This window comes from Terriglobus sp. 2YAB30_2, from assembly GCF_052114765.1.
GTDB lineage: Bacteria > Acidobacteriota > Terriglobia > Terriglobales > Acidobacteriaceae > Terriglobus.
In genome coordinates, this window is the sequence record NZ_JBFRFJ010000005.1 from 204,168 (window position 1) to 224,810 (window position 20,643).

18 protein-coding genes are annotated in these 20,643 nt (G+C 58.5%); 12 read left to right on the plus strand and 6 right to left on the minus strand.

All coding sequences use genetic code 11. The annotated features are described in order from the left end of the window. The first annotated feature begins 24 nt into the window (after positions 1-24). Entirely contained in the window at positions 25-606 is a 582-nt protein-coding gene (locus tag AB4Y89_RS10190; RefSeq protein WP_442300818.1) for a DUF421 domain-containing protein, read from the plus strand. Positions 607-728: 122 nt separating this feature from the next. Here AB4Y89_RS10190 and AB4Y89_RS10195 read toward each other — a convergent pair whose 3' ends face one another. Further along, positions 729-917 carry a hypothetical protein gene (locus tag AB4Y89_RS10195; RefSeq protein ID WP_442300819.1) on the minus strand — a complete coding sequence of 63 codons (189 nt, stop codon included), beginning with the start codon at positions 915-917 and terminating at the stop codon, positions 729-731. 67 nt (positions 918-984) lie between these two features. Here AB4Y89_RS10195 and acs point away from each other — a divergent pair, with 67 nt between their 5' ends. The 3 genes from acs to AB4Y89_RS10210 all read left to right on the plus strand — a co-directional run bounded on the left by acs (position 985) and on the right by AB4Y89_RS10210 (position 6,333). After that, complete coding sequence (acs, locus tag AB4Y89_RS10200; protein WP_442300820.1) at positions 985-2,943, plus strand: acetate--CoA ligase; 1,959 nt, start codon at positions 985-987, stop codon at positions 2,941-2,943. A 117-nt stretch (positions 2,944-3,060) separates the two neighbouring features. Further along, positions 3,061-3,663, plus strand: coding sequence for a hypothetical protein (locus AB4Y89_RS10205; protein ID WP_442300821.1), 603 nt, complete (start codon positions 3,061-3,063; stop codon positions 3,661-3,663). Between the two features lie 294 nt (positions 3,664-3,957). Then, positions 3,958-6,333 (plus strand): PAS domain S-box protein, encoded by a 2,376-nt coding sequence (locus tag AB4Y89_RS10210; protein WP_442300822.1) that lies wholly within the window; start codon positions 3,958-3,960, stop codon positions 6,331-6,333. 129 nt (positions 6,334-6,462) lie between these two features. Here AB4Y89_RS10210 and AB4Y89_RS10215 read toward each other — a convergent pair whose 3' ends face one another. Further along, complete coding sequence (locus AB4Y89_RS10215) at positions 6,463-7,023, minus strand: YybH family protein (RefSeq protein ID WP_442300823.1); 561 nt, start codon at positions 7,021-7,023, stop codon at positions 6,463-6,465. A 42-nt stretch (positions 7,024-7,065) separates the two neighbouring features. Here AB4Y89_RS10215 and AB4Y89_RS10220 point away from each other — a divergent pair, with 42 nt between their 5' ends. The 4 genes from AB4Y89_RS10220 (at position 7,066) to AB4Y89_RS10235 (ending at position 12,744) form a co-directional block, all read left to right on the plus strand. Next, on the plus strand, positions 7,066-8,427 hold the full coding sequence (locus tag AB4Y89_RS10220; RefSeq protein ID WP_442300824.1) for a dicarboxylate/amino acid:cation symporter: 1,362 nt from the start codon (positions 7,066-7,068) through the stop codon (positions 8,425-8,427). Positions 8,428-8,459: 32 nt separating this feature from the next. After that, positions 8,460-10,346, plus strand: coding sequence for a 1-deoxy-D-xylulose-5-phosphate synthase (gene dxs, locus AB4Y89_RS10225; RefSeq protein ID WP_442300825.1), 1,887 nt, complete (start codon positions 8,460-8,462; stop codon positions 10,344-10,346). Between the two features lie 161 nt (positions 10,347-10,507). Further along, entirely contained in the window at positions 10,508-12,016 is a 1,509-nt protein-coding gene (glpK, locus tag AB4Y89_RS10230; protein ID WP_442300826.1) for a glycerol kinase GlpK, read from the plus strand. Next, positions 12,016-12,744 (plus strand): MIP/aquaporin family protein, encoded by a 729-nt coding sequence (locus AB4Y89_RS10235; RefSeq protein ID WP_442300827.1) that lies wholly within the window; start codon positions 12,016-12,018, stop codon positions 12,742-12,744. The genes glpK and AB4Y89_RS10235 overlap by 1 nt, the downstream gene beginning before the upstream one ends. 148 nt (positions 12,745-12,892) lie before the next feature. Here the strand turns inward: AB4Y89_RS10235 and AB4Y89_RS10240 are convergent, their stop codons facing one another. Continuing rightward, positions 12,893-14,452 (minus strand): FAD-dependent oxidoreductase, encoded by a 1,560-nt coding sequence (locus AB4Y89_RS10240; RefSeq protein ID WP_442300828.1) that lies wholly within the window; start codon positions 14,450-14,452, stop codon positions 12,893-12,895. Positions 14,453-14,616: 164 nt separating this feature from the next. Next, positions 14,617-16,647, minus strand: a complete 2,031-nt coding sequence (locus tag AB4Y89_RS10245; RefSeq protein WP_442300829.1) for a M3 family metallopeptidase — start codon at positions 16,645-16,647, stop codon at positions 14,617-14,619. Positions 16,648-16,751: 104 nt separating this feature from the next. Between AB4Y89_RS10245 and AB4Y89_RS10250 the strand changes: the two genes are divergently transcribed. Together AB4Y89_RS10250 and AB4Y89_RS10255 are read left to right on the plus strand one after the other, a co-directional pair. Next, on the plus strand, positions 16,752-17,015 hold the full coding sequence (locus AB4Y89_RS10250) for a hypothetical protein (RefSeq protein WP_442300830.1): 264 nt from the start codon (positions 16,752-16,754) through the stop codon (positions 17,013-17,015). Next, positions 17,012-17,593 carry a hypothetical protein gene (locus AB4Y89_RS10255; protein ID WP_442300831.1) on the plus strand — a complete coding sequence of 194 codons (582 nt, stop codon included), beginning with the start codon at positions 17,012-17,014 and terminating at the stop codon, positions 17,591-17,593. Before AB4Y89_RS10250 ends, AB4Y89_RS10255 begins: the two co-directional genes overlap by 4 nt. Positions 17,594-17,665: 72 nt before the next feature. Here the strand turns inward: AB4Y89_RS10255 and AB4Y89_RS10260 are convergent, their stop codons facing one another. Then, positions 17,666-17,998, minus strand: coding sequence for a phage holin family protein (locus AB4Y89_RS10260; protein WP_442300832.1), 333 nt, complete (start codon positions 17,996-17,998; stop codon positions 17,666-17,668). 54 nt (positions 17,999-18,052) lie between these two features. Here AB4Y89_RS10260 and AB4Y89_RS10265 point away from each other — a divergent pair, with 54 nt between their 5' ends. Together AB4Y89_RS10265 and AB4Y89_RS10270 are read left to right on the plus strand one after the other, a co-directional pair. After that, positions 18,053-18,940 carry a hypothetical protein gene (locus AB4Y89_RS10265; protein ID WP_442300833.1) on the plus strand — a complete coding sequence of 296 codons (888 nt, stop codon included), beginning with the start codon at positions 18,053-18,055 and terminating at the stop codon, positions 18,938-18,940. 197 nt (positions 18,941-19,137) lie between these two features. Continuing rightward, positions 19,138-20,013, plus strand: coding sequence for a hypothetical protein (locus AB4Y89_RS10270; protein WP_442300834.1), 876 nt, complete (start codon positions 19,138-19,140; stop codon positions 20,011-20,013). A 67-nt stretch (positions 20,014-20,080) separates the two neighbouring features. Here AB4Y89_RS10270 and AB4Y89_RS10275 read toward each other — a convergent pair whose 3' ends face one another. Then, the gene (locus AB4Y89_RS10275) at positions 20,081-20,281 is read right to left on the minus strand and encodes a cold-shock protein (protein ID WP_147647236.1); all 201 of its coding nucleotides are present in this window, start codon (positions 20,279-20,281) and stop codon (positions 20,081-20,083) included. Positions 20,282-20,643 lie beyond the last annotated feature (362 nt).

The window sequence follows — 20,643 nt, forward strand, 5'->3', positions numbered from 1 at the left end:
TTCCAACCTTGGGAGAACCCCGCCGTGCTCGAACATATGTTCCACCTGCCATCGACGGTCTCGCTGCTGGAGAAGATCCTGCGTCCCGTCCTGGTCTACCTCTGCCTGATCTGTTTCCTGCGTCTTTTCGGCAAACGGGAGCTGGCGCAGTTGAATCCGTTCGACCTGGTGGTTCTGCTTTCTCTGTCGAATACGGTGCAGAACGCTATCATCGGCGACGATAACTCCGTCTCCGGGGGCATTATCGGGGCATTTTCGCTGCTCGCCATCAACTGGGTCATCAGCGTTGCGCTTTTTAGGGCGCCGAAGTTGGATTCCGCGCTACAGGGTAGCGAGACCGTTCTTGTGCGCCACGGGCGAGTGGACAAGAGGGCAATGGAACGGGAGCATCTGACGGAGCATGATCTGCTGGCGGTCCTGCATAAAGAGGGTTTCCGGTCCTTTGAGGCGGTAGAGATATGCAGCCTGCAGCCGAACGGGACATTTTATGTGGAGGGGAAAAAGCCTTCTCCGATGGAGGAGAGCGCCCGGGAGATGAGGGAGGGACTGGAAGCCCTGCGGCAAGAGGTCGCGGCGCTGCGAGCACAGCTAGGGCAATCGTCGTAGCCCCAAAAAGCCAGAGCATTTTCCCTGTGGTGCACTGTAGGGTTTCCGCATCTATGGGCGTTTTCCGTGATGAAAACGCCGCTGCACGCCCCCTTCGGGAAACTCAGCAACAGAGAAACGCTCTATCCCTGAGTACTGTCAAGTTTGGCAACGGCTTTGCGGTAGCGCTCGGGCGGTGCGGGGAGCCGGGCGTCACGAAGCGCAGCGCGATAGCCGCCCATATAGATGGAGTACATGACCGCCAGTGCGCAGCCCACACCGAACATAAAGCCGAACATGAATCCAAAGATGGCGCCCCAATGGAATTCCATTTGCTGAGTGTACTTGTGGCCGGTCGTTATTTTGACAAAGTACAATCGTGGTCTCACTAGGAGCTGCATGTCGACTGTGTCTGAAACAAGTTTTGATTCGCTTTTACGAGAAAACCGAGTCTTTCCGCCGCACGCTGAGTTTGCTGCACGGGCCCATATAAAAACACGAGAGCAGTATGACGCTATGTACCGCCGCTCCATCGAGCAGCCGGAGGAGTTCTGGGCAGATGCGGCGCGCGAGATCGACTGGTTCGAGCCGTGGACAAAGGTTCTGGAGTGGGATCAGCCCTGGGCGAAGTGGTTTGTCGGTGGCAAGCTGAACCTCAGCCACAACTGCGTCGATCGTCATGCGGTGGGCAGCCGTGCACAGAAGCCCGCGATCATCTGGGAGGGAGAGCCGGGCGAAGTCCGTACCCTGACCTTTGCCGAGCTTCTCACCGAGGTGCAGTTGGCCGCCAGCATGCTGAAAGAGGCGGGCGTCCAAAAGGGAGATCGCGTCGCGATCTACATGGGCATGTGCCCCGAGTTGGCGATTGCCCTGCTGGCCTGTGCCCGCATTGGCGCGGTGCACAATGTGATCTTCGGTGGATTTGCGGCGCATGCTCTTGTTGACCGGATCAATGATTCCGGCTGTGTCGCTGTGTTGACCCAGGATGGCGGATACCGTCGCGGCGGGGAAGTGAAGCTGAAGCCCATCGTTGATGAGGCATTGAAGAGCTGCCCGACGATCCGGACGGTGATCGTCCATCGTCGTACGGGATCTGAGGTGGCGATGGCTCCCGGCCGCGATTTCTGGTGGCACGAGCTGACCGCGAAGGCGTCGCCGAACTGCCCGCCCGAATCCATGGATGCCGAGGATCCGCTGTTCATCCTCTATACCTCTGGAACAACCGGTAAGCCTAAGGGCCTGGTGCATACCACCGGCGGCTACGCGGTAGGCACATATCTGACCAGCAAATATGTCTTCGATCTGCAGGAAGATGATGTGTACTTCTGCACTGCCGATATCGGCTGGATTACGGGACACAGCTATGTGGTCTACGGACCGCTGCAGAATGGCGCCACCGTGCTGATGTATGAAGGCGCGCCTAACTGGCCGGAGCCGGACCGTTTCTGGCAGATTATCGATCGTCACAAGGTGACGATCTTCTATACCGCTCCCACGGCGATCCGCGCATTTATCAAGTGGGGCGACGAGTGGGTCCGCAAGTATTCGCTGGCTTCGCTGCGTCTGCTGGGTACAGTGGGCGAGCCCATCAATCCCGAGGCGTGGATGTGGTTCCACCGCGAGATCGGACATGAGCGCTGCCCCATTGCCGATACCTGGTGGCAGACCGAGACCGGAGTGCATATGATTGCGCCGATTCCAGGCGCGATTGCCGCGAAACCCGGATCGGCCACCGTGCCTTTCTTTGGTGTCGATGCCGCCGTTGTGACCAAGGAAGGCGAACCCGTGCCGGATGGCCACGGCGGTCTGCTGATCATTCGCAAGCCCTGGCCCTCGATGGCGCGCACCATCTACGGCAACCCGGAGCGTTATGTTGCCGCCTACTGGTCGGAGATTCCGGGAGCGTACTTTACCGGCGACGGTGCGCGGCGGGACGCGGATGGCTACTTCTGGCTGATGGGCCGTGTTGACGATGTCATCAACGTCAGCGGACATCGCCTGGGAACGGCGGAGATTGAGTCAGCGCTGGTTTCGCATCCTACTGTTGCGGAGGCCGCTGTCGTTGGCCGTCCGGACGAGCTCAAAGGCCAGGCGATCGCTGCGTTCGTCACGCTGGAAGAACACGTTACGGCGACGGAAGACCTGAAGCAGGAGCTGCGCAAGTGGGTTGCCAAGGAGATCGGCGCCCTGGCGCGTCCGGACGACCTGCGCTTTACGCAGACTCTGCCGAAGACCCGCTCGGGTAAGATCATGCGCCGTTTGTTACGGGAACTGGCGACCACCGGAGAGGTAAAGGGCGATACCACGACGCTCGAGGATTTCACTGTCATCGCAAAACTGCGCGAACAGGACGAGTAATCTTCCAGGACGGCGGGCAGACTTCTTCTGCCCGCCTGCATCACAGGGGACGTACGCCAGATATCGGCACTCAAGATTTGCTTGAGAGCACCGATAGTCAAGGAGAGACCTCCCCTGGTGATCAAGCTAACCGTAATCCGTGCTGTCTGCCTCGTCCTACTCTGCGCTGCTCCGATGGCACATGCGGCGGCCGGAGGTGCTGAAACTGCAAGCGGGCTCGATCTTTCGGCGACGCCCGCGCTGCAGATGCAGCCGTCACTTTATATCTCTCACTCGTTGGTACTGCCATACGTTCGCCAGGACTTCTCTTATAACGGGAAGCCGACTGCTGCGGTACAAAGCCGCTGGTCCGCATTGACGAGCAGGTTTGGAGGCTGGAGCTACTTCCCGTCGCCATCCCAGACTGCGGTGTCCGCGGCTCATCCGGCATTTGCTCAATTAAGCGAGTTGCCGATGTACGCCGGAGGAATGTTGCGGCGCTTTCCACAGGCGCCGGAAAACTCGTCCATGCGAATTCGCGATTTCAACGTGGGTCTCAGCACACGGACACTGCTTTCCATGGGTATGAGCGTTCTGGACCGCGCGAATGGTGTGGTTGCGGCGATAGGTCTGAACACGCGCTTCGGCCGCATCTCGGTGGAACGCGGAGAGAGCAAAGCTTTTGGGTCAGCTATCTCCATGAAGCCGGTTACGGTCTTCCGCCTCGATCTGGTGCGCTAGAGCGTTTCCCCTATGGGGGGTAGTGTAGGGTTATCGCGTCTATGGGCGTTTTCCGCAATGAAAACGCCGCCGCACGCCCCTTCCGGGATACTCGGCAACCGGGAAAACGCTCTCAGTGCACCAAATCTGATAGTTTTCATTGCTCTCTCGTTTGCGTAGAGCATTTCCCTGTAGGCGTACAGTAGGGCTTCCGCATCTATAAGCGTTTTTTCCGCAATGAAAACGCTGCCGCATTTCTCTTTCGGGATACCCAGCAACAGGGAAATGCTCTAGGATGCATAACGTTAGATAACGATGAAGAGCAGCCTGATCCGGGACGAGCAGTTAAGGCTTCGCGCGCTCGAACAATACGAGATTCTCGATACTCCGGCAGATTCGGCGCTGGACGAAATCTCGCGTCTGGCAGCGCAGATCTGCAATACTCCGGCAGCCGCGGTCGGCCTTCTGGACACGAATCGGATCTGGTTCAAGTCTCACCCCAACTGGGAGACGCCGGAACTGGTCCGCAACGCCTTTCCCGGCGATGAGACGCTGCAGGATGCGAACGTCTATGAGATTCCCGATCTGTCACGGAACAAGCGCTTTGGAGCGAACGGTATTGCCCTGGGAGATGCGACCTATCGTTTTTATGCGGGTGCTCCTCTAACGACTCCGGATGGGGCGCGTATCGGCCTCCTGTGTGTTCTGGACACCGTGCCGCGCACTTTGAACGATCAGCAGGTGGAGGCGTTGGAGGTCCTCGCTCGCCAGATCGTCACCCGGCTGGAACTCAGCACCCGGATGCGATCGATGGATCGTGCGTCCCGCACGCGGCAGCGTGTGGAGACAGCTCTTACCGTGGAGCGCAACTTCGTCTCTGCAGTGCTGGATACCGTGGGAGCCCTGGTTGCGGTGTTGGATACGGCTGGCCGTGTCGTCCGATTCAATCGCGCCTGCGAGGTCATCTCCGGATATCAGGTCTCGGATCTGATAGGCCAGCATCTTTGGGAGAAGCTGATTCCGGAGGAAGATATCGAGGACGCGATTGCGACCTTCGAAAGCATCGCCCGCGGCAACTTTCCCACGACCTTCGAGAACTTCTGGCGGACGCGCGATGGAAGCATGCGTCATATCGCATGGAGCGCGACAGCTCTGCTGGATGAACAGAATGAAGTGGCCTTTATCATCGCCACCGGCATCGATGTCACCTTGCAGCGGGAAGCCGAGGCTACTCTGCGTGAGAGCGAAGCAAGGTATCGCCAGTTGATTGAGGGTTCTCTCGGTATGGTGTTTACCCATGCCGAGGATGGAACGCTGATCAGCCTGAATCGTTACGGCGCGGAGAGCCTCGGGTACAGCATCGATGAGATGGTAGGCAAGCCGCTGGCGGACTTTGTTCCGGCCGACGAAGTGGATGCCTTGGAGGCGTACCTGCAGGCGGTCTGCACCAGCGGAGAGGCTCAGGGAGAGCTGCGTTTGTGTCACCGCAATGAGGAAGTTCGGGTCCTTGCCTACAGGAACCGGCTGATTGAGACCGAAGGCCGGCCGTTCTACGTGCTCGGCTTCGGCGTTGATATTACCGAGAAGGTTGGAGCCGAAGAGCGTCTGCGTGCACTGCGCCGTCAGAGCGACTCGATCCTGGCCAGCGTTGGTGACGGCATTCTGGGTATCGATCTGGCAGGCACAATCACTGTGGTCAACCCGGCCGGAGCGCAGATTCTCGGCTACAAGCCGCATGATCTTCTCGGACGAAACCTGCATGAGACCATCCACCATACGCGCGCGGATGGCTCGCCGGAGCCGGCGGAGGGATCGAAGATCCAGGAGGCAGTCCATCTTTCTGAGCCGGTACGTGTCAATGATGAGATCTTCTGGCGGAAGGATGGCACGCACGTGCCGGTGGACTACGTCGCAACACCGTTGCTGGATGATGGAGAGGCGGTGGGTGTCGTCGTCGCTTTTACTGATACCACTGCGCGCCGCGAGCTCGACCAGATGAAGGATGAGTTCGTCTCGACCGTCTCGCACGAGTTGCGTACGCCGCTCACGTCACTGCGCGCGGCGCTGGGGATGGTTGCCAGCGGCGTGCTACAGTCTCGGCCGGAGAAAGCGCAGCAGATGCTGGATATTGCCGTCGGAAACACGGACCGGCTGATCAATCTCGTCAACGACATCCTGGAACTGGAACGTATTGGCAGCGGCAAGGCAGAACTGCATCAGTCCAACGTGTCGGTTGGCGACTTGTGTCATCGTGCAGCGGACCTGCAGCAGACATCGGCTGCAAAGGCGGGGATTGGATTCCGCTTTCAGGCAGAGAATGTCTTTGCCTGGGCCGATCCGGATCGCATTCTGCAGTTGCTGACAAACCTGATCTCCAATGCCATCAAGTTTTCGCCTGCGGAAAGTGAAATATTTCTTGCTGCCACGTATGAAGCGGATGGTGAAGCTTGCATCGCTGTTCACGATCAGGGTCGTGGTATTCCCGCGGATAAGCTGGATCTGATCTTCGAGCGTTTTCAGCAGGTGGATGCTTCGGATTCGCGGGCCAAAGGAGGCACCGGCCTGGGCTTGGCCATCTGCAAATCCATCGTGCAACAGCATGGCGGTGAGATCTGGGTAGAGAGCGAGCTGGGACGGGGATCGACGTTCTATTTCACGCTACCCAGCCGGCCCAGCAGCAATCTGCGTTAGGGCGTATTTCTGAGATTCGCACCAAAATGATGTCATCCTGAATGAAGTGAAGGACCTGCTTTTCAATGCTTCGGACAGCAAATACTCTTCACTCCTTATGGCGCGAACTTTAGAAACGCGCTCTAAGGATTACTTTGCGCTGCCCGGCTTAGGCAACGCGCAGCACTCGCCGGCGAGAGGCGCATCGTTTGCACTTGCATCCATCGCTATCTTCCATTCGCCGTTGATCTTTTTCCAGATGGTGATGTAGCGGCCTTCCACAACAACGGGCTGACCATTCTTATCTTTGGAATGCCCCTCGTAATGTCCCCAGGTAAAGCCCATGTCGCCGCTCGGACCCATCTGCGCGCCCTGCGGCTGCCAGGTTAGCTGATAGTCCTTGGGGTCCCACTTTGCCTGCTCGCCAATCGCAAGCTTGCCGAAGGTAGCGGCACGTCCGTTGTTCAATACCACGGCATCATCAGCAAACCAGCTCGCGAAGGCTTTGCCGCCGCCCTTCTCAACAGCCTGATTGAAGCGGCCTTCCAGTTCCATCAGGAAGACCACCCCTGGTGACAGGGTCGGCACTGTCAAGGGGCTTTGCGCCTGCTGGCTCGGCTGATTGCTCTGCCCGAAGCCTAGTTGCGCGGTGGCAGTGTGGGTAGCCACGGCGGTCACGGCCACCCAAAGCAGAAGGAATGATCGACGCATCTCCAGAAACCTCTCTTCGAGACAGATGATATGCTCCGCACGATGGCTCTTCCAAAAATGCAACAAGCACTGGCCGTGGGCGGTGTGACTCTTTTCACTGCCGCGGCGGCGGCTAGTCTTGCAACTGTCTCTCCTTCTCTTTTAACGCTGGAAGAGGCGTGTCGTCTGCTCGGACTCGGGCTTCTTGCCGTCTTCGCCTGGAAAAGCCGTTCGATAACGCCGTGGATCTTTTTTGCGATGCTCGCCGGCGGGGAATTAGGCCATGATGCTCCGGTTTTTTCTTCGAACCTGAAGTTTCTCTCAGACATTTTTTTACGTCTCATCAAAACGATCGTCGCACCCCTGATTCTTGCCTCCCTCATCAACGGCATCGCCGGCCACGGCGAGTTAAAGCAGGTAGGCCGCATGGGTGTGAAAGCGCTGATCTATTTCGAGGTGGTGACGACCTTTGCGCTCGCCATCGGCATGGCTGCGATCAATATCAGCAAGGCGGGCGTGGGATTGACGCTGCCTGCTGCCAGCGGAGCGTTGCCGCCGGCAGCTCCGATGCACTGGCAGGACTTCCTGGTCCACGTCTTTCCGGAGAACATCGCCAAATCGATTGCCGAGGGTCAGATCCTGCAGGTTGCGGTCTTTGCCACGATCTTCGGGATTGCCCTGGCGCTGCTGCCTGAGGAAAAACGTACACCGCTGGTACGACTTATGGAGTCGTTTGCGGAAGTGATGTTCCGCTTCACCGGTATCGTGATGTATCTGGCCCCGGTGGCCGTGGGCGCCGCGATGGCCTACACGGTCGGACATATGGGAGCCAGTGTCCTTCTGCCGCTGGGCAAGCTGCTGCTTACGCTGTACATCTCGCTGGTCGCGTTTATTCTGCTGATCCTGCTGCCGATTGCCTTGTGGGCAAAGATTCCGTTGCGCCGGTTTGTGGAGTTTGTTGCAGAACCTGCGACCATCGCCTTTGCGACCGCAACCTCGGAGGCAGCCTTGCCGACGGCCATGGAAAACATGGAGCAGTTCGGTATCCCTCGCCGTGTGGTTGCCTTTGTGATTCCAGCAGGATACAGCTTCAACCTTGACGGTTCTGCTCTCTACCTGGCGATGGCTTCGCTGTTTGTGGCGCAGTCGGCGAATATCCACATGGGCTGGGGCGAACAGGCGATGATGCTGGCGATGCTGGTTCTCACCAGCAAAGGCATAGCCGGTGTGCCGCGTGCCGTTCTGGTGGTGCTGATGGCAACTGCCACCACGTTCAATCTGCCTCTGGAACCCATGCTGGTGCTGCTTGGGGTAGATGCGGTGATGGATATGGGGCGCACTTCCCTGAATGTTATAGGGAACTGCCTGGCGTGTGCCGTAATTGCACGCTGGGAGGGGGAACTACCGGCGTATACTGAAGAGTAACCCCGGCGGCCTATTGCCGTCGAACCATAATAATGAGCCTGCTTCAACAGATACATTCGCCCGCGGACGTCAAAAAGCTTTCTATCTCCGAACTCTCTCAACTGGCAGAAGAGATCCGCGAACGGCTTATTGTTGGTGTCTCCAGGACCGGTGGTCATATCGGTCCGAACCTCGGTGTGGTGGAACTCACCATCGCCATGCACTATGTCTTTGACACGCCACGCGACAGCTTTGTCTTCGATGTATCGCACCAGGCCTATGTCCATAAGTTATTGACCGGCCGCGCCGATCGCTTCGATACCATCCGCCAGCCGGATGGCCTGAACGGCTTCATGCTGCGCACGGAAAGCGAGCATGACAGCTTCGGCGCTGGGCATGCAGGCACGGCGCTCTCGGCTGCGCTGGGCATGGCTGTGGCGCGCGATATGAATGGTGGCGACGAGCACATTATTGCTCTGGCCGGAGATGCCGCCTTCACCAATGGCATCACCATGGAGGCGCTGAACAATATCGCCTCATCGACCAAACGCCTGATCGTGGTGCTGAACGATAATGCCTGGTCGATCGATCGCAATGTGGGCGCGATCGCCTCGTATTTCCACAAGATTGTCACCAACCCGACCTTCGTCACCTGGCACGATCGCGCGGTGGATCTGATTGAGCGCATCGGTGGTAAAGCGGCAAAGCACGTGGCACAGAAGGCCGAGGGCGCGGCGAAAGGTCTTATCGGTCCGGGCATGCTCTTTGAAGAGTTTGGTCTGAACTACTTTGGACCGATCGATGGCCATGACCTGCCGCTGTTGATTGAGACCTTCAAATTCCTCAAGCAGCAGAATAAGCCGGTGCTGCTGCATGCGATTACGCAGAAGGGCCGCGGGTTCCAGCCCGCACTCGAGAAGCAGAAGAAGTTCCACGGCCTGGGGCCGTACGATCCTGAGACCGGCGAGACCAAGCCGACGGGACAAAAGACATATTCTGAGATTTTTGCCGAGTCGCTGACAAAGCTTGCAGATATGAATGACAAGGTCGTTGCCATTACCGCGGCCATGCCGAATGGAACGGCGCTCGATCTCTTCCGGCCGCATCATCCGAAGCGTTACTTCGATGTCGGCATTGCGGAAGAGCATGCTGTGATCTTCGCGGCCGGTATGGCCACCAAAGGCTATAAGCCTTTCTGCGCCATCTACTCCACCTTCCTGCAGCGCGCCTTCGATCCCATTGTGCACGATGTCTGCCTGCAGAATCTGCCGGTAGTCTTCTGCATGGATCGTGGCGGACTCTCAGGCGATGACGGCCCGACACATCACGGTCTGTTCGACATCAGCTATCTGCGCGGTGTTCCAAACATTGTGCACATGGTGCCGAAGGATGAGGATGAGCTGGCGGACATGATGTACACGGCGATGCTCTACGAGGCGCCGTCTGCGATTCGATATCCGCGTGGCGTCGGACCGGGCGTTGTCGTGAAGGAGAAGCCGGTTGCGCTGGAGATCGGCAAAGCTGAGGTGATTCGCGATGGACATGATGTAGCCATCTTCGGCCTGGGCGCATTGCTTCCTCTGGCCGTGACGATGAGTGACCATCTTGCCGCCGAAGGACTCTCGGCTGCGGTGATCAATCCGCGCTTTGCCAAGCCGGTCGATCGCGAGTGCATCGCCGCTTATGCCCGTCAGTGCGGTCTGATCGTTACGTTTGAAGACCATGTCCTCGCCGGTGGCTTTGGATCGGCGGTACTGGAGGCTCTGAACTCATTGGAGCTGCAGGTGCCGGTCGTCCGTATCGGCTGGCCCGATGAGTTCATTGAGCATGGCAAGGTCGATGCGTTGCGCGAGAAGTATGGCATCACTGTAGAGGCCGCGATGAAGCAGGCGCGACCCTTCCTGGATGCGATTGCGCACAGCCGCCTGGTGACGCACTAGATTTGTAGCCACAGCAGAATCCTTTGTTTGTCATTTCTCCGCGCCCTTCGGTCGCTGCGAAATGACAAACAAAATTCTTCCCGAGCTTCCCAGACGTAATCACATGTTGCTTCCTGATAGTCGAACACGATACAAAGAGACGGCTCTTGGGGAGAACAGTTTTGCAGCCTGCCGGATATATCGGAGCTCTGGATCAGGGCACCACCAGCACACGATTCATGGTCTTTGACCGCCGGGGACGCATCGTCTCCGTGGCACAGAAGGAACACGAACAGATCTATCCGCGGCCAGGATGGGTGGAACACGATCCGCTCGAGATCTGGCGCCGCACGCTCGAAGTCGTCGATGAGGCAGTCGACGCCCGCGGTCTTCGGCCGAAGGACTTCTCCTGCATCGGCATTACCAATCAGCGTGAGACGACTGTTGTCTGGAACCGCAATACCGGCCTTCCGGTCTACAACGCCATCGTCTGGCAGGATACGCGTGTTGCCGATATGGTTACGCGTCTTTCGGCGGAGGGAGGCAAGGACCGCTTCCGCGACCAGACTGGTTTGCCGCTGACTACATACTTCTCCGGCCTCAAGCTGAAGTGGATTCTCGACAACGTGAAGGGCGCCCGCGAGGAGGCCGAAGAAGGCAACCTGCTCTTCGGCACGATCGACAGCTATCTCCTCTGGAACTTAACGGGAGGCACCCACGGTGGCGTTCACGCGACCGATGTCACCAACGCCAGCCGCACGCAGTTGATGAACCTTACCACGCTGAATTGGGATGAGGGTATTCTTGCCGCTCTCGATATCCCGAAGCAGATGCTTCCGCAGATCAAGTCATCGAGTGAACACTTCGGCGACCTGCACCGCACCAGCCTTGAAGGTGTAGGCATCTGCGGCATCCTGGGTGATCAGCATGCGGCCCTGGTGGGTCAGACCTGTTTCTCTCCCGGCGAGGTAAAGAACACTTACGGTACCGGCTGCTTCCTGCTGATGAATACCGGCGGAGAGCGCAAGCCCTCGACACACGGCCTGTTGACAACCCTTGCGTATAAGTTCGGTGACAAACCGCCGGTGTATGCGCTGGAAGGTTCCATCGCGATTGCAGGAGCGCTGGTGCAGTGGCTGCGCGACAATCTCGGCATTATCTCCAGCAGCGACCAGATCGAACCGCTGGCGCAGATGGTGAATGACAACGGCGGTGTCTATTTTGTGCCGGCGTTCAGCGGCTTGTATGCGCCGTACTGGAAAGACGATGCTCGCGGTGTGATCGCCGGTCTTACTCGTTTCGCCAATAAGGGACACCTCGCTCGCGCTGTGCTGGAAGCTACTGCTTTCCAGACGCGAGAGGTGGTAGAGGCGATGGAGCAGGACTCGGGGATTCAGCTCACGCAGCTTCGTACTGACGGCGGTATGGTGGCCAACGAACTGCTGATGCAGTTCCAGGCCGACATTCTCGATAGGGCTGTGATCCGCCCCGCAATGCGCGAGACGACGGCGCTGGGCGCAGCCTATGCCGGGGGGCTCGCCTCCGGCTACTTCAGTGGTACGGACGAATTGATCCAGAACTGGGAAGCAGACCGTACGTGGAAACCACAGATGGATGCAGCCGAGCGCGAGGATCTCTTTAAGACCTGGAAGAAGGCTGTGACACGGACCTTCGCATGGGTGGAGGGTTGATGCTTTCTCCGTTTTTCGGTGAGTTTATTGGTACGGCAGTTCTGATCCTGATGGGCGAAGGCGTTGTCGCCGGTGTGGTGCTGAAGGGTACGAAGAGTGAGAACGCGGGATGGATCTCCATTACCGCGGCATGGGGCTTCGCCGTCTTCTGCGGCGTGATTACCGCGATTGCGTGCGGCTCTCCGGGCGCGCATCTGAACCCTGCGGTGACTGTTGCCGTCGCCGTACATACGGGCCAATGGAGCACCGTTCCGGCGTTTGTGTTGGCGCAGATACTTGGCGCCATGACGGGTGCGGCCTTGAACTGGTTCTTCTGGCTGCCGCATTGGGCGATGACAGAAGACCAGGGACTGAAGCGGGCGGTCTTCTGCACTTCTCCTTCAGTGCGTAAGCCGTGGCTGAACATGATGCAGGAGATGATTGCGACCAGCGTACTGCTGCTGGTGATTGAGTGCATCGGGTCGAAGCTTCTTGCCGTCTCCGGTCCCGCTCCGGGCCTGGCGCCATACCTGGTAGCGATTCTGGTCTGGGCCATCGGACTTTCGCTCGGCGGAGTGACAGGGTATGCCATCAACCCCGCTCGCGACTTCGGTCCACGGCTGATGCATCAGCTTCTGCCGGTCGCGGGCAAGGGAGGCTCTGACTGGTCCTACGCCTGGGTGCCAATCGCCGGGCCGATTCTCGGCGCGATTGTTATGGGGTTGGCGTTTCGCTGGCTGGGAATCTAGTTGCTGGTTGCTAGAGCCGCGAAATATGGGGTAGCCCAGACGCTGGTTCCATTCGCTTAGCGCGTTCAACATTCTGCATGTAGCTTTGCTTGGAGCGAACAGCAGGTCCTTCGCTACGCTCAGGATGACAGCGAAAAGCAGAGTTGACCTACCCAGGCAAATAAAACCGCGCCGCCAATTCCCTGAACGCGGCAACCTGCTCAAACCGCCACTCGGTCCCGTGTCCAAGCTCGCGGGCGAGTAGCTCTGCGACCTTCGGAGCTGACCGCAGCGCGGCCTTCGCATCCAGAAGCAGGGCACGCATCCGCCGAGAAAGAACGTCTTCGACGGTCCTGGCCATCTCTTCGCGAGCAGCATAGACGGCCTCTGCCTGGGTGAAGGGAAGAGCCTCATCCAGCTTTGCGCCTAAGGATGCATCCGTGGTGATAAGCGCTTCCACAGCGGCACGGTCAGTCCCATAACGCGAAAGCGAATCGTGGGAATCGCCTGCTTTCAAAGGAGCGCCACGCAAAGGAAGCTTTTCTGTCCTGCATGTCGCGGCAGGCAGCATCTCCTGTTTGATGGCATAGTCCACCAGATCCTGCGCCATGCGGCGATAGGTGGTCCACTTGCCGCCGGCGATGGTCAGCAGACCTGACGAGGAACGTTCAATGTGGTGCTCACGTGAAAGCTTTGCGGTCGATGCTCCCGGCCCGGTAATCAGCGGACGCAGGCCGGAGAAGACGGAGAGGATATCGGCACGCGTGATGGTGTGCTGCAGGTAAGGATTGATGTGGTGCAGGATGTAGTCGATCTCGTCATCTTGATGGCCGGGTTCGATCTCCGGTTTGGGAGCAGCGAGATCCGTGGTTCCGATCACGACCTTGCCCAGCCACGGAATGGCGAAGATGACACGGCCATCCTCCGTCTTCGGCACCATGATGGCGTAGTCGCGGCCGAGTACTGTCGGCGGCACGACAATGTGTGTGCCGCGCGAGACGTTCAGCAGCGAAGCGTCAGAGGGGTTGTCGAGATGACGCACCTCGTCAGTGAAGATACCGGTGGCGTTGACGACAACCCTGGCATTTACCCGGAAGGAGTTGCCAGTCTCCTCATCTCGCAGCGCTGCACCGGTGATCTTGCCCGAAGACTTTTCGAAGGAGATGCAGCGGACATAATTCAGTACCGTTGCGCCATGGTCGACAGCCGTGCGGGCCAGGGCCAGGCAGAAACGCGCGTCGTCGAACTGGCCGTCGTAGTAGACGATGGATCCCTTCAGGTTCTTCCGTGCAATATTGGGCAGCAGCGTCAAGGTTTTGTCGTGACCGAGAACCGAGGTCGGTCCCATGGTCGCCTTACCGCTGAGGACGTCGTAGAGTTTCAGTCCAACGCCGTAGAACGGCAGATCGAACCATCGATAGGCGGGTGTGACGAAGGGAAGAGGCTGCACCAGGTGCGGGGCATTGCGCAACATGGCTGCCCGTTCATGCAGGGCTTCATAGACCAGGGAGATCTGGCCTGAAGCCAGATAGCGAACGCCGCCATGCACAAGCTTGGTCGCCCGTGAGCTGGTTGCCTGCGCAAAGTCGCCGGCATCGACCAGCGCGGTGCGATAACCGCGGGTGACTGCATCGACGGCGATACCGAGGCCGGTTGCTCCGCCTCCCAGGATGAGTACATCAAACGTGTCGGACTGGAGTTGTTGCAGAGCCTGTATGCGTTGGTTCATGCCGGTAGAGAAGATGCTACGACATGAGAATGAAACAGAAAACCCACGCCTTTCCTCCGGCGTGGGTTTTCTTGTCTCTTAGAGCATTTTCCCTGTTGCTGGGAATCCCGGAAGAGCGTGCAGCGGCGTTTTCATTGCGGAAAACGCCCGTAGATGCAGAAGCCCTACTGAGCCGGCAAGCCCAGCGCGATCCAGCGTTTCAGGGCGTCCATGGACTGAGGACGTCCGAGAAAATCTTTGATCAGATCGTTAGCCGATTTATTTCCACCTGGCTCCAGGACCGTCTTGCGGTACTTCATCGCCGCAGGGCCGCCCAGCAGGTTCTTAGGATCGAAGGCCGAGAAGAGATCCACAGCGATCACCTTATCGAGCACATAGGTGTAGTAGTTCGACGAGTAGCCGGTCAGGTGCGTGAAGCTGGCATACATGTGGCTGTCATCGAGGAAGACATACGGCATGTGATCCACAAAGGTCTTCTTGTTGATGGCATCGAGATCGACCTGCTCGGGAGCACGGTCATGAACAGAGAGGGAGAGCTCGGAGTAGCGAAGCTGTCCCTGCACCCACGATCCGCGGGCAAAGCGCCCGGCGCGCACCATCTTATCGATGGTGGTCGAGGGAAGCACCTCGCCGGTCTTGTAGTGTCTCGCGAAGGACTGCAGGATCCCGGTGTCTTCGAAGAACTCCTCCAGCATCTGCGAGGGGGCCTCGACAAAGTCACGCTCGGTGCTGACGCCCGCCGTGCCGGCCCACTGACCGTGGCCGCCAAGCACCTCGTGCATCATGTGCCCAAACTCGTGGAAGAAGGTCACCACATCGGAGTACTGCAGCAGGCCGGGATCGCCATTCTCCGGTCCCGGAAAGTTGCACAGCAGGGCTGCTTCAGGAATCTGCGAACCGGAGCCCGGAATCACGCCGGACTCTGAGAACCACTTATCCTTGCCCTCACGCGGATGCATGTCCAAATAGATACGACCTGCCAGCTTGCCCTGGTCGTAGACGTCATACGCGGTGACGGTCGGGTTCCAGATCGGAGCCTTGCTAGGGCGGAACTCGATGTGGAAGAGTTTGCCCGCGGTAGCGAGCACGCCTTTCTCCACCTCCGGGTAGGGGAAGTAAGGACGTACCGACTGCGAGTCGAAGTCGTACCTCGCGCGTCGGTACTGCTCGCTCCAGTAGCTGGAGTCGCTGGCGGCGAGCGGTAAAGCAGAAGGTTCCTTCTCTTTGACGAAGGCCTCCAGCAGGGCAAACTCCTTGGCTGCCGCGGGGCGGGAGGCCTCATCGACCTCCTTGAGGAAAGAACGCAGCTTATCGGCTGAGCCGATCATCATGTCGGCGGTAGCGAGATCGGCCCAGGTCTTATAGCCGAGCGTGGTCGCCATCTCCTGCCGGGTCTTCATCAGATCGAGCAGGACGGCCTTGTTCCCAGGGAAGGCGCGGTTGTTGTACGCGAGATACATATCGCGCCGCAGGCGCGGGTTCTTCGCATAGGTGACGACCGGCAGCATGTCGGGCTGGTCAGTGGTGAGTGTGATGGTCCCGTCGGCAGCGGGCTTGTGCTTCTCGATGTAATCCGCGGGGAGTCCATCGAGATCGGCGGGATCCTTGACGACGACCTTGCGGACATCGTCCTGCACCGTGCGGGAGAAGTGGAGTGATTGCTCAGTGATCTGGTCTGAGAGCTTGCGGACTTTCTCGCGGGTGTCGGCATCCTTATCCACACCAGCCAGGCGGTATTCCAGCAGCGTACGGTCCAGGTAGTACCTGGTCGCTGCATCCGCCTTTGTCTTATCGACGGCTACCAGCGCGTGGTAGACATCCTGATTGAGCTGCAGGGCGGTGCCTTCGGCGGAGATGTTCTGCAATAGCGCCTGCGCCTTGTCGCGCACGTCTTTGTTGTCGTGCAGACCGAACATCAGGTAGTCCTGATTGCCGGCGATGTTCAGGTGGAACTGGGCGCGGTCGAAGGGCTTCAGCGTGTTCTCGATCGTACGGGTTCCTTTGACGGCGAGGATCTCCGCGACGGCCTTCTTCTCTTCGGCGATGTGATAGTTCACCCAGTTCTCGAGATCGGCAGGCGTGGTCATGCCGACCCAGGCGTGAAGGGGATCGGCGGGCGGCTTCGGTGCGGCCGTTTGGGCGATAGAAGGTACGGCAAGACTCATAAGCAGGGCAGTGCTCCGGATCAGGTTCACAAGGAATGTCCTCGTTCTTTCAGGGTGCCTATTCTCTCATGTACGCAGAGAGGGAGGATGTGGTTCCGGAGGCATGGAATCGTGTACCGTGGTACATTTGTACCATGAGTGATGAAGCCCGGCCGATCGAAGTTGAGCGTGTCCAGACAGGCGTCAGGATCGAAAAGAGACTGCTCAAGGTCCTCAAAGGACTGGCAGAACTTAAGGACATGAGCCTCGGCGATCTTCTGGAAGGAATCGTCCTGCATTCCTTCGAGGGCAAAGCACCGTTCTCTCAGGCAACGCTTGGACAGATTGATCAGTTGCGTGAGCTGTACGGCTTAACGCTCCGCGCGAAGGACAGTCATCAACTCAAGGAGCGGCGATGACCTTCAGAAATCTGCGGATTACAGGAATGTGTTTCGTGTTGGCGGGGGGAACGATGATGTATCAGGTTGGGGCTCAAACATCTACATCGCCGGTTCAGGAAGGGAACGCCCAGGTCGTGAATACCTTCCGCTTTGAGCTCGCTGCTCCTATGGCTCAGGTCGCTCCCTTATTCGCTCCGGAGGCCGAGCGCAGGTGGGCGGGCGAAGATTGGAATCCGGTCTTTGCCTATCCGCAACCGGGAAGGGACGTGCAGGGTGCGGTGTGGACGATCAGGCATGGAAGGGTAGACAGCGTCTGGGTGAACACGCTCTTCGATATAGCCGGCGGCCGGATGCAATATGTTGCCGTGGTGAGCAACCGGTTCGCAATGACCGTGGATGTGCATGTCACGGCGTTGCAGGAGCGGCGGACGGCGGTGGAGGTGACCTATGCCCGCACCGCTCTCGATCGAGCTGCCAACCAGCACGTCGTCGAGCTGGGACAACATGATCGCGAGAGTGGCCCAGAATGGCAGCATGGCCTGGAGGAAGCACTCGGCATTCCTTCCCGCCCGGGTGCCCCACCCTCGCAACGCTAGGGTGGGCAGGAGCTCCACCGACGACAGACAATCCGCCTAGGCGCAGCCCAGGCTGGTATAGAGATTTCATTCTCAGACGTACGAGAAGACGATGTGGATCAGCACCAGAACGATGGCGCCGATGAAGGCCGCCAGAAAAGTTTTGATCCGGAAGCCAGGTACAAATTTGGCTGCGACATAGAGCACAACTGCATCGATCAACAGCATCATCAGCCGCGGCAGCAGCCAGACGAGCGGGAAGGTGAAAATGCTGAGCAGCCATCCGAGAGTGACATTCAGCAGACCTACCACCAGGGCTCCGATGACAGCGGGTCCGAAGCCATCCACTTCAAAGTCCGGTACCACGTAGGCGGTGATCACCAGCGCCAGGGCATTCAGCAGCCACTCGATGAGCAGTCGTATCATGGTTGCCAGCATACCCCGGAAATGAAACCAGGCATAGGAACGAATCTTCTCTTGATGCGTATCACTGTCATGCCTCTGCGCTCCCTGTTGCTCGCTTTCCTCCTTGCCGCGCCGGTTACCGCGCAGGAGCCCGCCACCTCTGCGTCAGCCGCCAGCACAGCTCCGCTGCCGGAGTTCGCGACTCTCTTCGCCGGGGTCCGGACACACCAGGATGAGCTGGAGTCGCTGCGCCGCAAATACATCTGCACCATGCAGCAGACAGCGGATGAGCTCGATAAGGACGGAGGCAGTAAAAAGCAGACAACCGAGGAGTATGAGGTCTTCTTTCTGAACGGAACGGAGGTGCGGCGCCATCTCCGCCATAACGGCAAGGAACTTTCCCCGTCCGATGCAAAGAAGGAGCAGGAGCACGTCGATAAAGAGGTGGCCGATCTGAAAGCCGGCAAAAAGCCGAAGCACGGCGGGGATGTGAACCTTTCCGTCTCACGCTTACTGAAGCTGGCCACGTTCTCCAACGGCCGCCGGATCCGCGTGAACGGGCGCGACCAGATCTTCTACGACTTCACCGGCAATCCCAAGGCAGACACCAGCGGACTCTCCGATGAGATTATGCGCCGGCTCGACGGGACGGTGGCCATCGATGAGCAGGACCAGGTGGTCTCGCGGTTGGAGGCCCACCTCGCCTCCGACTTCAAAGTCGGCGGAGGCATGCTGGCGAACGTTCACAAGGGGTCTCGTTTTACCTGGACGCAGGCGTTGGTGCGTGGAGAGATCTGGCTGCCGGAGACGCTGGACGTTAACGTCGATGGCCGGGTGTTGCTCTTCAAGGGATTTCAGGGCGCCGGAAAGCAGCGCTTCTATGATTACCGCAAGCTGGATGCAACGGTAACCATCCTTCCTGACGTCACCAAGGTTTCTGAAGAACAGGCTAAGCCGGAGTAGAGAGCATTTTTCCTGTTGCTGGGTATCCCGGGAGGAGCGTGCAGCGGCGTTTTCATTGCGGAAAACGCCCATAGATGCGCAAGCCCTGCACTACACCTGCAGGAAAAATGCTTTAGTCACCGAGATACCCGCGAACTTTCGCGAAACCGTCGCATCGCCGTCATCAGGCCGTAAACCGGGTGCTCCATTCTTGGTGCATGATCTTCCCAACTCAGTGCTCCGCCGTCAGGAGAAGCTCTGGTTTCGAACGATCCACCACCAGGACGCTTCTTCAAATTGCTGTTTTCCTTTCAGTTCTTCCGTGCTGCGCCTCCGCACAGCAGGTTGACCTGACAACGCTTGTTCCCGAACTCATTGCCCATCAGCATGCCGCGGAAACCTTCCGGAAACAGATCTTTTACCAGGGGCATGAATCGCGCCTGGAGTTCGACCACACCGGAAAACTTAAAAAGCAGGAAGAGCGAGACATTGAAGCGGTAACGGAAGACGGTTTCCAGGTCATCCGTACACTGCGTCATAACGGCCACGCGCTGACCGACGAGGAGCAGCGCAAAGACGACGAAAATATCCGCAAGCAGATCAACAAAGCACGGGAGCGTAAGGCGCATCCGCCGAACTCTGAGATCGCGGTCTCGCGCCTGCTGGAGCTTGGCCGGCTCTCCAATCCACGCCATGGAGTTGTCGATGGACGCTCCGTCCTGTTGCTCGACTATGAGGGCGACCCCAATATTCCCACTCGCAATCGTTTCGAAGAGGTAACCCGCTGCCTGACAGCGACGATCGCCGTGGACGAGGCCGATCGCTCGGTGATGCGGGTCGACGCCAGCTTCATCCGGGACTTCAAGATCGCCGGAGGTCTGCTGGTCGATATCCGCAAGGGGACGCGGTTTACCGTCGAGCAGGAACGGGTGCAACCTTCACTGTGGCTTCCAGCGCACATGGATGCCACGGGAAGTCTGCGGGCGCTGTTGTTTCTGAACTTTAACGGAAGCGCAGCCGCAAACTACAAAGGGTATCGCGGTCTGAAAGACGAGGACGATCTTAGTGCGCACGTCGCCGGCGCACGTGATTAAAGCAAAACGGCAGCCCGAGGGCTGCCGTTTTGCTTTACATCCTGTCCTCGAAAGGTGTTGCAGCGTGCTACAGGGGCTGCACGTCGCTTGCCTGCCAGCCCTTCGGTCCCTTGACGACGTTGAACTGAACCGCCTGGCCTTCCTGCAGGCTCTTGAAGCCGGTCGTGTTAATGGCGGAGTAGTGTACGAACACATCCTCGCCATTCTCGCGGCTGATGAAGCCAAACCCCTTGGCGTCGTTAAACCACTTCACTGTTCCCTGTTCCATGTTGCAAATTCCTTGTGCGGATAGAGTTTTGACGCTGAATCCAAATGGGGTTCGGCAGAGGTGTACCTTTGCTTCAGACCAATCTGTTTCAAACGATTGCCTGTAGCGTACCACAAGAATCAATGTCAAGCGCAACACCTTTGCTAACAGAAATTCGTCTCCACCGTCCCTCGTTTCCTTATAAAAATCATGGACCTAGCGCCGGGTGGCCTTAACAGACGACGTGGCCGGCTCTCGCCGTTAACCTTTTCTTTAACCTCCGCAAGCCCATCGCCTTCCCGTCCCGCGTCACTCCGCGTGTGGTCGTACAAAGGGTGGAATGGCATCCAGCTGGCCTCCATTCTGGACCTCGGAGGGAGGAA

What these genes read in the sequence shown, in the direction of transcription:
- AB4Y89_RS10270 (WP_442300834.1), top strand. Translation starts at nt 19,138, where the DNA reads ATGATCTTCCCAACTCAGTGCTCCGCCGTCAGGAGAAGCTCTGGTTTC.
- AB4Y89_RS10210 (WP_442300822.1), top strand. Translation starts at nt 3,958, where the DNA reads ATGAAGAGCAGCCTGATCCGGGACGAGCAGTTAAGGCTTCGCGCGCTC.
- AB4Y89_RS10250 (WP_442300830.1), top strand. Translation starts at nt 16,752, where the DNA reads ATGAGTGATGAAGCCCGGCCGATCGAAGTTGAGCGTGTCCAGACAGGC.
- AB4Y89_RS10215 (WP_442300823.1), bottom strand. Translation starts at nt 7,023, where the DNA reads ATGCGTCGATCATTCCTTCTGCTTTGGGTGGCCGTGACCGCCGTGGCT.
- AB4Y89_RS10265 (WP_442300833.1), top strand. Translation starts at nt 18,053, where the DNA reads ATGCGTATCACTGTCATGCCTCTGCGCTCCCTGTTGCTCGCTTTCCTC.
- AB4Y89_RS10195 (WP_442300819.1), bottom strand. Translation starts at nt 917, where the DNA reads ATGGAATTCCATTGGGGCGCCATCTTTGGATTCATGTTCGGCTTTATG.
- dxs (WP_442300825.1), top strand. Translation starts at nt 8,460, where the DNA reads ATGAGCCTGCTTCAACAGATACATTCGCCCGCGGACGTCAAAAAGCTT.
- AB4Y89_RS10275 (WP_147647236.1), bottom strand. Translation starts at nt 20,281, where the DNA reads ATGGAACAGGGAACAGTGAAGTGGTTTAACGACGCCAAGGGGTTTGGC.
- AB4Y89_RS10260 (WP_442300832.1), bottom strand. Translation starts at nt 17,998, where the DNA reads ATGATACGACTGCTCATCGAGTGGCTGCTGAATGCCCTGGCGCTGGTG.
- AB4Y89_RS10220 (WP_442300824.1), top strand. Translation starts at nt 7,066, where the DNA reads ATGGCTCTTCCAAAAATGCAACAAGCACTGGCCGTGGGCGGTGTGACT.
- acs (WP_442300820.1), top strand. Translation starts at nt 985, where the DNA reads ATGTCGACTGTGTCTGAAACAAGTTTTGATTCGCTTTTACGAGAAAAC.
- AB4Y89_RS10240 (WP_442300828.1), bottom strand. Translation starts at nt 14,452, where the DNA reads ATGAACCAACGCATACAGGCTCTGCAACAACTCCAGTCCGACACGTTT.
- AB4Y89_RS10235 (WP_442300827.1), top strand. Translation starts at nt 12,016, where the DNA reads ATGCTTTCTCCGTTTTTCGGTGAGTTTATTGGTACGGCAGTTCTGATC.
- AB4Y89_RS10255 (WP_442300831.1), top strand. Translation starts at nt 17,012, where the DNA reads ATGACCTTCAGAAATCTGCGGATTACAGGAATGTGTTTCGTGTTGGCG.